Below are 13008 nucleotides of genomic sequence, written 5' to 3'. Positions count from 1 at the left end.
TTTGAGAGGTGTTCACGATATGAGTCAAGGCTTAGCGTATTTTAAAGAAGTGTATGATGTGGTGCCTGGCTGGGTCCAAAAAATGCATGATTATAACAACAATGCACTGGAGCACTACACAAGCTTACGGAGCGAAATCATGAAAGAAGGGGCTTTAACTAGAAAAGAGAAGGATCTTTTATTAGTGGGTATGAATGCAGCTAGGTTGTATGAACGAAGTATGGTGTACCACACCAAAGGGGCCATAGATGGCGGCGCTACTCTGCCAGAGCTTGTGGAATATCTTATTGTTCCCTATTTATATAACGGAGCAAAAGCATTAAAAACTGGAGTAAAGTCTCTAGAATATGCACTTACTTTAAAAGGCATTGAATTTCAGGCACTAAGTGAAAGTGAAAAAAAAACAGAAGAGCTTCTTTTTCAAATGTGTGAATTATTAGGTGAGGAGAATACATCCTTTGTCACTAAGGTGATCATGCTTGTTCAATCAGGAGAGGAAGAATTAATTAAAGAATATATTCTAAGTGATTCCACCGTTTCAAAAACCCTGAAACATATTCTAATGGTTGGGATTTACATTACAGAATTAAAAGGGAAACATGCAGGAGAATGGATGATTGCGGCAAGAGCAAACGGAGCATCAGAAGGACAATTAGCTGATGTAGGATTTATTAGTTTATTAACGGCAGGAATCCCTGCTTGGTTTGAAGCAAGTGATTCATTGCTAGAATTCTAGAATGAGATTGGCGGGTGAAAAACATGACGAAAATACATCAGGATATAGAGACAGCTTTATCTTGTGTAAAAAATGGTCATACGTTAATGGTTGGTGGGTTTGGATTAATCGGTGCCCCCCTTACCTTAATTGAAGGGTTAACAACAAAACAAGTAACTGAACTAACAGTGATCAGCAATAACTTAGGTGAAGCGGGTAAAGGATTAGGTGAACTCCTAAGACAAAAGAAAATCAAAAAAGCGATAGGATCCTATTTTACGAGCAATCGCGAGGTAGGGGACTTTTACCAAAGAGGGGAAATAGAATTAGAGCTATTACCCCAAGGTACCTTATCCGAATCTATTAGAGCGGGCGGTGCCGGCATAGGCGGCTATTATACGAAAACCGGTGTTGGAACAGAACTAGCAAAAGGGAAAGAAGAAAGAGAATTGAATGGAGAAAAATATATATTTGAACCAGCCTTACGAGCAGATGTGGCTTTGATCAGGGCCTGGAAAGCCGATACACTTGGTAATCTATACTATTACAAGACAGCTCGCAATTTCAATCCACTGATGGCAACAGCAGCAGATGTGGTCATTGCAGAAGTTGATGAGATTGTGGAAGTTGGAGAACTGTCTCCAGAAGCGATTGTCACACCTCATTTATTCGTCGATGGCCTGATTATCGCGAAAAAAATCCTGACCAAGGAAGGTGTGATTGATTATGAATGAAAATCATCAAATTCAAGAGATAATCGCAAAACGAGCAGCGAAAGAACTCACAGGCCCATGTATCGTAAATCTAGGGATTGGAATTCCTACGTTAGTGGCGAAATACATTGAAGATGAAAATGTCTATTTTCATACAGAAAATGGCTTGTTAGGTGTTACCGATGTAGCTGAAGCACAAATTGACCCTAACTTAGTAAATGCAGGAAAGCTGCCAGTTGGGGAAACTATCGGTGCCTCGTTCTTTAATAGTGCAGAATCGTTTGCAATGATTCGCGGCGGGCATGTGGACGTTGCAATCCTTGGTGTTTTGCAGGTAGATCAGTCAGGTCTAATTGCCAATTGGGCTGTTCCAGGTAAGAACATTATGGGTGTAGGTGGAGCAATGGATTTGCTAGTGGGGGCAAGGAAAGTCATTGTAACGACGACACATACATCTAAAGACGGAAAAAGTAAGCTATTAAAAAAATGTCATTACCCTATTACATCAACAAGAAGTGTAGACATGATCATTACGGAGTTAGCCGTCTTTGAAGTAGATGGAGAACAATTAAAATTAATCGAATTAATGCCCGGTGTAACCCTTGAAGAAGTAAGAGAAAAGACGGAAGCGGACTTTTTTTACCAAAACAAATAAAGGAGGGAAGGAAATGAAAATACATTCTTTAGATGTGTACATAGTGGACTTACCAACCATCAGGCCTCATCATTTGGCGATGCATACGATTGTCACGCAGACAATTGTGATGGCCTGCATGAAAAGTGAAGATGGGATGGAAGGCTGGGGAGAAGTTGCCACCATTGGCGGCGCCTCTTACTCGGAGGAAAGCCCAGAGGCCATTAAAGTGAATGTTGATAAGTATATAAAGCCTTTAATCCTTGGAAAGAACCCGATAAACTTTGATGCCCTTTCCCACCAGATTGGTATACATGTGAAGGGGAATTACTTTGCAAAAGCATTGGTTGAATCAGCGATGGCGGATTTAGTCGCTAAATCCATGGATATTCCAAGCTATCAATTATTTGGGGGACAGTGTCATTCTTCATTACCGGTTGCTTGGACATTAGCGAGCGGAGACACAGCAAGGGATATTGAAGAGGCGCAAAATTGCCTAGAAACCAAAAGGCATAATATTTTTAAATTGAAAATTGGTAAAGGCGATCCAAAGAAAAACGTAGCACACGTCATCAAAATTAAGGAAGCAGTCGGCGATGCAGCGAGTGTTCGAGTGGATGTCAATCAAGCCTGGGATGAAGTAACGTCACTCTATTGTATTGAAGCATTAGAAAATGGCGGTGTGGACTTAATTGAGCAGCCTTTAGTTCGTTGGAATAATGAAGGGATGTCGAAATTATCCTCGCGCTTTAAAGTACCTATTATGGCCGATGAATCACTTGGAACAATTCAAGAGGCTTTTCAAATTGCAAAGCATAGAGCAGCGGATATATTCGCTCTAAAAGTTCCAAAAGCAGGAGGATTAACGGCAACGAAGAAAGTAGCGGCCATTGCCGAAGCAGCGGGCATTCCGATGTATGGTGGAACAATGATCGAATCATCATTAGGAACGGCTATTTGTGCCCAGCTTTATTCAACGATCCCAGAATTAACATTCGGAACAGAACTATTTGGTCCCCTTCTATTTAAAGACAATGTCACAGTAAACCAAATTGAATATGAGAATTTTGAATTGAAAATTCCAAACGGCCCAGGGTTCGGCATGGAAATTGATAAGGAAAAGCTGAAACATTATTCGAGAGAATTTGTCGGAAGTATTAATTAATTTGTAAAGATATTAAGAAGAAAAAATAAAATTTGAGGGTGTCGAAGAAGTGACTAATGTCGTTATTATTGACTCCGTTCGAACTGCTATTGGGAAAATAGGGGGAGCATTAGAAAATGTTCCTGCTGACTATCTAGCAGCCACTGTTCTTGACGAAGTGGTTAAGCGAGCGGATATTTCAAAAGAAATGATAGATGAAGTAATAATGGGACAAGCAAAACAAAGTTCTGATGCATCCAATTTAGCTAGAATATCTTTACTCCGTGCAGGTTTTCCAGTTGAAATACCAGGTTATACCGTTCATCGTCAATGTGGATCAGGAATTCAAGCAATAAATTCAGCTAGTCAACAAATACAATGTGGTCTAGGGAATATCATTATTGCAGGTGGAGCAGAATCAATGAGTACCGCTCCGTATTATATGAGAAATATTCGTTTTGGATTGAAATCGGGTAATGGACAGTTATTAGACCCCAATACAGAAAGTCAGCCAGGTTCACAGCCAGTTGAAGATTATGGCATGTTAACAATGGGGATGACAGCAGAAAATTTAGCTGAAATGTATTCTATTTCAAGAACCGAACAAGACGAATTTGCCTTACGTAGTCAAGAAAATTCAAAAAGGGCAATTTCGAAGGGAATATTCGAACAAGAAATCGTTCCATATCAAATAAAAACGCGAAAAGGTGTGGCTGAGTTTAAAGTGGATGAGCATCCAAGAGAAACGAGTTTAGAAAAATTGGCTCAGTTAAAACCAGCTTTTAAGGAAAATGGAACTGTAACAGCGGGAAATAGTAGTGGTCGAAATGATGGAGCAGCTGCTCTCGTCCTTATGTCAGAGGTAGAAGCAAAGAGACTAGGTAAAAAACCAAAAGCAAGAGTAATTGCTCAAGCAGCTGCAGGAGTCTTACCAAATATTATGGGAATTGGACCAGTAAATTCAACTTTGAAAGCACTTCAATTAGCTGGTTTAAAATCAGCTGATATTGATTTAATTGAATTAAACGAAGCATTTTCTGCACAAGCTTTAGCTGTAATAAAAGAATTAAAACTTGATCTAAAGAAGGTGAATCCAAACGGTGGTGCCATTGCCATGGGGCATCCAATTGGTGCCACAGGTGCCATTCTAGCAACAAAAGCTATACACGAACTAAAAAGAACAGGAAAAAGATATGGGCTTATTACGTTATGTATTGCAGGTGGGATAGGAATTTCAACCATCATTGAAAACCATCAGATATAAACTAAAAAGATAATTTGCTTTTTTTAGCCCTCTTGATTAGTGGGCTTATTTTTATAAGACTATATTTTCTTCTTCAAGTAATCATTGCGATACCTAGCAGGTGAAACGTTCATCATCGATGTAAATACGCGTGTAAAGTAATGTACGGATCCAAAGCCGGTAACATCAGCAATCTCTTTAATTGGAATACTTGTCATTTCAAGCAGGCGGGCCGCCTCTTTTACTCTTTCCTTGCGAATATAAGTGGAGAAACTTTCACACAGTTCCTTGGAAAAGAGCCTCGATAAATGACGACTGGATATATGAAGATAGTCGGCGACATCTTCTATTTTCAATGGTTCTGATAAATTATCACGAATAAACAACTTTGCTTGATATAAGTGTGTAGGAGAACTATTCGAAAACGACTTTTCTGGACTTCGGCTTCGCTGATTTGCTTCGGAAAACATAGATTGAAAGGACAGTATGAGTGTGTGTGCCATATTAGTAATGAAGTTAAAATCGTTGGCACTGCCGTTTGACGTATAATCTACCAATGCCCTCCATATTAAGGCGGTAGGGGAATCATCCGCTACATTAACACAAATCCTATTGGTTTTCTCCAATTGATTAAACATGCGACTAGCATCTTCCATTGATTTTTCTTGTAAAATCTCAAAAGCGACAAATACAAGAAACAGGCCTGTTTCACTTAAAATCTGGTGATGAATGTTCGGACGGGATAAAAATACTGTCCCTTTCTTTAAGGGATATTGTTCATCCAAATCTTTATAAAGTCCTTCGCCACTTAGTACATAACAAACTTCAAAAAAAGAGTGCCTATGTATGGGGTTGTTGAAATGGTTCGGATTCACTCCCCAATAATTCACCTTAAAGGCAATTTTATCTCCAAGCGGCCCCAGGACATATTGATTTAAAATTCCTTCACTATGTTTACATGATTGGACGACCAAAGATATCCCCCTAATGTCCTCATAAGACAAAAAAACAGCCTAATTTGATAAAGACAGAATTCCTTTATTTTCTTAAAATTATAACAATTATACTTTCAACCTTAAAGGAGGAAATAGAATGATTACTTTAAAGGATGCGGAATTTTACAAAGAAAATGGGTACCTGCTTGTTAAAGGGGTTTTTTCTAAAGAGGAAGTAGAGCAGATGAAAGCGGCGGTAGAACGCATTATTCAACGGGCAACCAATACAAAACATGATCGTAACCATGCCTGGCAAGGGGAGTACATCCCGGCAAACGAGTTAAAGAAATTGGTGTTAAAAGGGTTTCATGATGTTCATTATCATGATGCATCTTTTTCCAGGGCCGTTATCCATCCCAATATGGTGTCGATTTTGCAAAAGCTGATCGGACCGAACGTGCAATTACATCACTCCAAAATGCTGGTTAAGCCACCTGAAAAGGGGGCAGCATTTCCCATGCATCAGGATCATCCCTATTTTCCTCATGAAAGTCATACCATGTTGGCTGCTAGTGTTCATCTTGATGATGCAGACCTGGAAAACGGATGCCTGAGGGTCATCCCAAAATCTCATCAAGAAGGTCCCATCTCTCATGTCGGGCGTCATTACTTAAATCATAAGGAATATCCGATTTCTATAGGGACACCGTGCCCTGCCGAAGCTGGCGACGTTCTTTTTTTTAATTATTTAACGATACACGGGTCGGATAGTAATCGAAGTGATCGGCCGCGTAGGAACGTATTATTCCAATATCGTGATCCAATGGATAAACCGACTGCCGATGTACACGTAAACTGGGGGCAAGGTTTAATGGTTTGTGGAGAAAACCCAACCTTCCGTGATTATCATGCAGATTTTGCCTCAAAAGTAGTGAATTAATGTTAACAGAAAATAACAAAAAAGCGTAAAGACGGCAGTTAATGGTCTTTACGCTTTTTTTGTCGAAATTATGCCACAATCAAGTGACATTTGAAACAGTCAAATTCCGACATTTCCTTTAAGATATACAGTAGACAGATTACAAAAAATGAGTAATTTTGCATAAACCATTGAGAGGAGTCCTTTATGAGAAATCAGGGCCTAAAGTCCGATTTAAGTTTGTTTATTCAAACCTTTAAATCCGTTCTGCTCAATCTGCCTGTGCCTTGCTCTATTCTTGACCTTGAAGGTACGATTGTCTTTTCAAATGATGCAACGATCCTGCTTACTGGGTATCAGCGTGAAAAAGATTTCAATAGGAGTTTTCTCTCACAATTAGATGATGAATATATCGATAAAACAATCGAGCCCTTAAAAACCGTACTAACGGGAGCAAGCCTCCAGTTTCAGATAGAAATTAGGCATCAAAACGGTAAAAACATCCCGGTAACTATCGTCTCGATTCCACTTGAAATCCGTGGATTGGTTCAAGGAATTTGCGGCTTTATTTTAGACGAGTTCGACAAAGGTGCTATGAGTCATCAACTTTATGAACTGAGCAATTGGGATCGTATTTTTAACGAAATTGATATTTGTTTGTGGTCTATTGATGCAAAAACGATGGAGACCCTTCATATATCCTCAGCCTGCCAGCGTATTTTGGGTTATTCCGAGGAGGAATTTATCGAGAATCCTTATTTGTGGATGGAAATCATCCATCCGCATGATAAAGTGGACGTCCTAGCGCAACTGGATTTATTGGAAAAGGGGCAGTCTGTTAAACTTGAATACCGGATTCGCACCTTTCAAGGGATGGAGAAGTGGGTTTTTGATTATATCGTTCCCATTTTTGATGAACAATCCATTGGTCCTGTGAGATTTGATCGTGTTGTGATGGATATTCATCAGCGGAAAAGAAACGAGGCAGAATTAACTTATTTAGCCTTTCATGATTCATTAACAGGGTTGCCTAATCGGAGGAAATTTGATGAACAGCTTTGTACAGCCATAATAGAAGCGAAGCGAAATAATCAGTTTGCAGGGATCTTATTCATCGATATTGATCGGTTCAAGGATATCAATGATTCACTGGGGCACAAAATGGGTGATCGATTGATTAAAATTATCGCGAATCGGTTAAAAAGTCATATTCGTGCGGAAGATGTCATTTCACGTCAGGGTGGGGATGAATTTGTCATTCTATTAAAAAATCTGCCGAATGCACAAGTGATTGATGAAATCGCCGCAAAAATAAGCAAAGTGGTTGCGGAGCCGATCAAGCTGCTTGAACATGAGTACAGGATAAGTGTCAGTATTGGAACAAGTATTTTTCCGGATCATGGAAAAGATGGCGATGTACTCATGATGAGAGCCGATCAGGCGATGTATCTGGCTAAGGAGAATAGGACGGGGATTCAGCAATATCAACTGGGCATGTCAAATAGTCTATCACGAAAAATGCTCCTTGAACAATATCTTCATCAGGCTATTGAAAAAAATGAGTTGTATATAGAATATCAGCCCATTTTTGATGTATATACCAAGAATGCAATCGGTTTGGAAGCACTCCTCCGTTGGGAGCATCCTGTATTGGGAAGTATTTCACCATGTGAATTTATCCAGATTGCTGAGGAATCCGACCTGATTATTAAACTGAGCAACTGTGTTTTGGCAACGGTCTGCAGCCAGCGCCGCTTATGGCTGGATAAGAATTTACCGCCTTTTTATATATCTATTAATGTTCCTGCTCGTCAGATCCATCAGGATGATTTCATAGAAACGATTAAACATTCATTAGAATGGTATGACTTACCGCCTGAATTAATAAAAATTGAAATAACCGAAAGAACGGCGATGACAAATGTCGAGAAAACCTTGAAAACAATTCAGGAATTGCAAGAATATGGGGTTGATATCATTCTTGATGATTTTGGGATTGGTTATTCCTCAATAAGTTATCTTGTTCAATATCCTTTTAATACGATTAAAATTGATAAATCTTTTATCCAGGGTTTGGAACATAAAAACCAAAAGTCCATTTGCCGGGCACTGGTGGCCATGGGCAGGAATCTTGGGATGAATGTGGTCGCTGAAGGTGTCGAGAACATGGAGCAATACCATTACCTATGCAGTATTGGCTGCCATAAAATGCAAGGCTACTATTTTAGCAGACCCACTTCTGTTGAGTTGGTGGAGAAGTTTTTCTAAGAGTGGGAAAATCCCTGTTTTTATCTGTATAAATATGGAACTTTTTTCATAAAGTGTTTTAAAGGGGAGTGATCAGAATGAACTATACGAAATCGATCATTAGCGGACTTGTTGCGCTGGTGATTATCGTGGTTGGCTTTTTTTCTGGTACTACCGTGGATTCTGGATATCGAGGGGTTTTGTTACAATTAGGGGCGGTAAAACCGACGATTTTAACGGAAGGATTTCATTTTAAGATTCCATTTATTCAAACGGTACAGCCGATTGAAGTCCGGGTTCAAAAAGAGGAAAGTTCACAGACAGCGGCCTCAAAGGATCTGCAAATGGTCACCGCGATGGTGGCGGTCAACTATTCTGCTGATCCGGAAGCAGTGAATAAGCTCTATCAAGAAATCGGCTTGGATTATCGTACCCGAATCGTTGACCCGGCCATTGCGGAATCACTCAAGGCGATCACCGCCCAGTACACTGCGGAGGAGTTAATCTCGAAACGTCCGGAAGTATCGGCGAAAGTGAAAGACATGCTTGCAAGTAAATTAACAAAGTACTATATGATACTAGAAGATATTAATATCAAAGAATTCGCGTTCAGTGATGAATTCAATAAAGCGATTGAATCGAAACAAACCGCCGAACAAAATGCGTTACGTGCAAAAAGAGATCTTGAACGAGTCAAAATTGAAGCCGAGCAGAAAGTCGCTCAAGCGGGTGCAGAGGCAGAAGCCTTACGACTGAAAAAACAAGAAGTAACCGAGGAACTGATTCAATTAAAACAAATCGAAGTCCAAGAAAAGGCCTTGGAAAAATGGGATGGGCACCTGCCAAGTGTCACTGGTGGAGCTACGCCGTTTATTGATGTGGAGGGACTTTCTAAAAAATAAGTGGCGACTTGGGATAATGTAAATAAAAAAAGATTGATAGCTACGGCTCTCAATCTTTTTTTATTTACATTAACTTTACAATGAGAGTGCTTGAAACCAATTGAGGGTTGTTTTAATATATAAGCAAATAGTTATCTATTAATTTATCGATTAGAAAATATGAATAATTTTCTTCGATACATCAGAGAATAATAAATGGATTTTGTATAAGTAAATAATTATTTACTTATATTTGGAGGTGTAGATTATTAATGAAATCTCAAGTGGACTTGGAGAAGGCTGTTACCATTTTAAAATTATTAGGAGATAAAACCCGCTTAACCATTGTTGGCATTTTGAAACAACGTGAGTGTTGTGTTTGTGAATTTCAAGAGGTATTTGATATGAGTCAACCTTCCATCAGCCAGCATCTTCGCAAATTAAAAGATGCAGGTATGGTTAAGGAAGAACGAAGAGGTCAGTGGATTTACTATTCCCTGAATCAACAGAGTGAACTATATGGACTTATTCAAGATATTTTGGAACACGTTCCAGCTCAGTCAGAGAAAATCAAAATGATTGAAAAAAGCAATCCTACGCTTCGGTGTGGTTGTTAAGCATTTAATCATCAAGGGGATTATCGCAATGAAAAAAAAGTTAATAAGTGAATTTTTAGGTACCTACTTTCTAGTTTTTGCTGGAACGGGTGCCATAGTAATAGATTCGATTACTAAAAGTTTAACCCATGTGGGTGTAGCCATTACCTTTGGGCTGGTCGTTATGGCATTAATTTTCACTTTTGGCCACCTCTCAGGTGCACACTTTAATCCTGCTGTAACCATTGGATTTTTAATTCATGGGGATATAAATAAGAGGGAAGCACTTAATTATATTATTATTCAAGTCATTGCAGGAATTGCAGCTAGTGCAACGTTATTATGTTTATTTGGAAATGTTGCTTCTTTAGGAACGACCTTACCAAGAGGTTCATGGGGACAATCGTTTATCTTGGAATTTTTACTTACATTTTTCTTAATGCTGGTTATTTTCGGTTCTGCTGTTCATGGAAGAGCAGAAAAACCCTTTGCAGGAATTGCTATTGGCGCAACTGTCGGCTTAGAAGCCATGTTTGCGGGGCCAATCTGTGGTGCATCGATGAATCCAGCACGTTCTATAGGTCCAGCGATTGTATCAGGAACAACTCAACATTTATGGATTTATATTGTTGCAACGATTTTAGGAGCAGGGTGTGCGGCAATTATTTATAAATTACTACACGAAAAATAAAGGAGAATACATCATGTCGAAAAAAACAATTTATTTCTTATGTACCGGTAACTCTTGCCGAAGCCAAATGGCAGAAGGTTGGGCGAAAAAGCATTTAGGTGATGAGTGGGAAGTGAAAAGTGCTGGTCTTGAGGCACATGGATTAAACCCGAACGCAGTGAAAGCGATGAAAGAAGCTGGCATTAATATTTCTAATCAAACATCTGATGTGATCGACCCTGAAATTTTAAATCATGCAGAACTAGTGGTGACGCTGTGCGGCCATGCAGCAGAGCATTGCCCAGTAACTCCACCCCATGTTAAACGTGTTCACTGGGGATTTGATGATCCAGCGAAAGCAGAAGGAACAGACGAAGAGAAATGGGCATTCTTCCAACGTGTCCGTGATGAAATCGGTGATCGCATTAAGCGTTTTGGAGAAACTGGGGAGTAAGAAGAAGTTGCCAAGAGTAGAAATACTCTTGGCTTTAATTTAATCTTTCATAGGTAAATCCTTATATTTAGGTCCCTTAGGAAGTTTTATAAATGAGTAATGTGGAGATTTTTGACCCAGCATTGTGCTATTAGTGAATGAAAGTAATTGTTGTTAGATAGGACAACATCGGTTGCCTTCCTATCATTTTTCTTTTATAATTATCGATATTCAAATAGGCGATGGAGTTCGCCATAAATCGTCTTTGTGACTAATGGCTCCTACCGGTGATTATATGTATTACTGGTAGGAGTCTGTTTTATTTTATAGGGAAAATTTTGTAAGGGGTCGATTGGCATGAATATATTTGCAGTTGGGATAGGTGGCTTTTTTGGTGCAATATTTCGTTATTTGATAGGGAAATTGATTTCTCCAACAGATGGATTTCCATTCGGTACCTTGACCATTAATCTGTTGGGCTGCCTATTTCTTGCGTGGTTCTTAACTATTACATTTAATCGAAGGAATATTCATCCGAATCTAATATTAGCGATTGGAACAGGATTTACAGGTGCCTTTACCACGTTTTCAACCTTTTCCGTTGAAACATTGAATTTGATTAAAAATCATCAAATGATTTTTGCCTTGCTCTATGTACTTTTAAGCGTAGTAGGAGGAATCGCTCTGGCTTTGTTTGGTGCAAAATTGGCTGGAATTCAGTCTGGAAATCAACAAAGAGGAGGGGCGAAATAATGTTATTTGTAGGTATTGGGGGTATATTTGGTGCAATTTTGAGATTTCAGCTTGGGAAATGGATTACGAGCAAGACAACATTCAAATTCCCAATAGCTACTTGTCTCATTAATATTAGTGGATCGTTTGTACTTGGGCTTCTGGCTGTTTTACATCTAGGAAAGGAAATTCCCGATTGGTTCTGGTTACTGAGTGGAACAGGTTTTCTCGGAGCATATACCACCTTTTCCACCTTCGGTTACGAAACTATCCAAATGTTGCAGAAGCGGGAAACTAAACAGGCAGTAATTTATGTTAGTACTTCGGTTCTTTTAGGTATTCTTTTTGCGTGGATAGGAAGTATTATTGGCACCCATGTTTGATGTTTTTACAAGAAATGAAAAACACCAGTAAATCAAGAAACCCTCATTCACTGGTGCTTTTTGTTATTTTTTAATTTGATGAAAGTTCAGATTCCTCCTGTTAATCAAATTATATTGATGTATTAATCAAAAAAAATTGATTAATATTTTAAAAAAATTAGCAACTGGTTGGCTTGAATAAGCAACAAAGTTCATGGGATAACAAGTGATTAAGTTGTTCTTGATTCAGTTCGTAATAGCTCCATGTTCCCCGTGTTTCTTTTGTAATAATGTTGGCATCTAATAAGATCTTTAAATGATAAGATAGCTTTGATTGAGCCATATCCATCATTGGAGCTAAATCGCAAACACACATCGCACCTTTTTGAGTTAAAATATTCATGATTTGAAGTCTCTTTTTATCAGCAATCGCTTTAAATTTTAACTCATATTCTTCAAATACTTTTTCTAAAGATATATCTTGTAGTTGAATTTCTTCTTTCACGTTTTTCACCTGCTTCTTAAATCAAATAATCTTGATACGTTCATAATATATCCAATATTTTCATATGTCAATCGTTTTTATCGAGAAAATTTGATTTAGATAAAAAGCCCACATTTAGAAGAAAAAATCTACTTTAAAATAAAATCAATTTTTTTTGATTTATTAGTTGCAATTAGAAAAAATTGCTAATATACTTAGATTATAAAATCAAAAAAAGTTGATTAATGAAATGTAAATCAAATTTTTTTGATTTACTGTTTTAAAAAAATAAATCTAATG

General features: G+C 38.4%; 15 protein-coding genes and 1 riboswitch. Of the genes, 13 read left to right on the top strand and 2 right to left on the bottom strand.

What is annotated here, in order from left to right; all coding sequences use genetic code 11:
* Positions 1–19: 19 nt before the first annotated feature.
* Genes BR30_RS0105600 through BR30_RS0105580 form a run of 5 tightly spaced genes read left to right on the top strand, consistent with a single transcriptional unit; the run spans position 20 to position 4470 of the window.
* Positions 20–736, top strand: a complete 717-nt coding sequence (locus tag BR30_RS0105600; RefSeq protein WP_026564160.1) for a carboxymuconolactone decarboxylase family protein — start codon at positions 20–22, stop codon at positions 734–736.
* Positions 737–759: 23 nt separating this feature from the next.
* Positions 760–1449: a CoA transferase subunit A gene (locus tag BR30_RS0105595; RefSeq protein WP_026564159.1), complete on the top strand. Its 690-nt coding sequence runs from the start codon at positions 760–762 to the stop codon at positions 1447–1449.
* Entirely contained in the window at positions 1442–2083 is a 642-nt protein-coding gene (locus tag BR30_RS0105590; protein WP_035445085.1) for a 3-oxoacid CoA-transferase subunit B, read from the top strand. The genes BR30_RS0105595 and BR30_RS0105590 overlap by 8 nt, the downstream gene beginning before the upstream one ends.
* Positions 2084–2096: 13 nt before the next feature.
* Positions 2097–3227, top strand: a complete 1131-nt coding sequence (locus BR30_RS0105585; protein ID WP_026564157.1) for a muconate cycloisomerase family protein — start codon at positions 2097–2099, stop codon at positions 3225–3227.
* A 49-nt stretch (positions 3228–3276) separates the two neighbouring features.
* Positions 3277–4470, top strand: a complete 1194-nt coding sequence (locus BR30_RS0105580) for a thiolase family protein (protein ID WP_026564156.1) — start codon at positions 3277–3279, stop codon at positions 4468–4470.
* A gap of 59 nt (positions 4471–4529) precedes the next feature.
* On the opposite strand, the gene BR30_RS0105575 is transcribed toward BR30_RS0105580, so the two are convergent.
* On the bottom strand, positions 4530–5423 hold the full coding sequence (locus BR30_RS0105575; protein ID WP_051633471.1) for an AraC family transcriptional regulator: 894 nt from the start codon (positions 5421–5423) through the stop codon (positions 4530–4532).
* A gap of 118 nt (positions 5424–5541) precedes the next feature.
* On the opposite strand from BR30_RS0105575, the gene BR30_RS0105570 reads away from it, so the two are divergent.
* The 8 genes from BR30_RS0105570 to crcB (BR30_RS0105535) all read left to right on the top strand — a co-directional run bounded on the left by BR30_RS0105570 (position 5542) and on the right by crcB (BR30_RS0105535) (position 12245).
* Positions 5542–6324: a phytanoyl-CoA dioxygenase family protein gene (locus tag BR30_RS0105570; protein WP_026564154.1), complete on the top strand. Its 783-nt coding sequence runs from the start codon at positions 5542–5544 to the stop codon at positions 6322–6324.
* A gap of 186 nt (positions 6325–6510) precedes the next feature.
* A complete protein-coding gene (locus tag BR30_RS35125) occupies positions 6511–8571 on the top strand; it encodes a sensor domain-containing protein (protein ID WP_051633470.1) in 2061 nt (686 codons plus the stop codon).
* Between the two features lie 77 nt (positions 8572–8648).
* On the top strand, positions 8649–9452 hold the full coding sequence (locus tag BR30_RS0105560; RefSeq protein WP_051633469.1) for a prohibitin family protein: 804 nt from the start codon (positions 8649–8651) through the stop codon (positions 9450–9452).
* 251 nt (positions 9453–9703) lie between these two features.
* Positions 9704–10048, top strand: a complete 345-nt coding sequence (locus BR30_RS0105555) for an ArsR/SmtB family transcription factor (RefSeq protein ID WP_026564152.1) — start codon at positions 9704–9706, stop codon at positions 10046–10048.
* A gap of 28 nt (positions 10049–10076) precedes the next feature.
* The gene (locus BR30_RS0105550) at positions 10077–10718 is read left to right on the top strand and encodes an MIP/aquaporin family protein (RefSeq protein WP_026564151.1); all 642 of its coding nucleotides are present in this window, start codon (positions 10077–10079) and stop codon (positions 10716–10718) included.
* A 13-nt stretch (positions 10719–10731) separates the two neighbouring features.
* Positions 10732–11151: an arsenate reductase (thioredoxin) gene (gene arsC / locus BR30_RS0105545; protein WP_026564150.1), complete on the top strand. Its 420-nt coding sequence runs from the start codon at positions 10732–10734 to the stop codon at positions 11149–11151.
* A 208-nt stretch (positions 11152–11359) separates the two neighbouring features.
* Positions 11360–11421, top strand: a riboswitch (Fluoride riboswitch).
* Between the two features lie 66 nt (positions 11422–11487).
* Positions 11488–11883 (top strand): fluoride efflux transporter CrcB, encoded by a 396-nt coding sequence (gene crcB / locus BR30_RS0105540; protein ID WP_026564149.1) that lies wholly within the window; start codon positions 11488–11490, stop codon positions 11881–11883.
* Positions 11883–12245, top strand: coding sequence for a fluoride efflux transporter CrcB (gene crcB, locus BR30_RS0105535; protein WP_035445083.1), 363 nt, complete (start codon positions 11883–11885; stop codon positions 12243–12245). Before crcB (BR30_RS0105540) ends, crcB (BR30_RS0105535) begins: the two co-directional genes overlap by 1 nt.
* A 157-nt stretch (positions 12246–12402) precedes the next feature.
* On the opposite strand, the gene BR30_RS0105530 is transcribed toward crcB (BR30_RS0105535), so the two are convergent.
* Positions 12403–12729, bottom strand: a complete 327-nt coding sequence (locus BR30_RS0105530; RefSeq protein ID WP_026564147.1) for an ArsR/SmtB family transcription factor — start codon at positions 12727–12729, stop codon at positions 12403–12405.
* Positions 12730–13008: the final 279 nt, after the last annotated feature.

The sequence above is a fragment of the Bacillus sp. UNC41MFS5 genome (genome assembly GCF_000686805.1).
The sequence above is the reverse complement of the archived record's forward strand: the minus strand, read 5'-3'. Positions and strand labels throughout refer to the sequence as shown.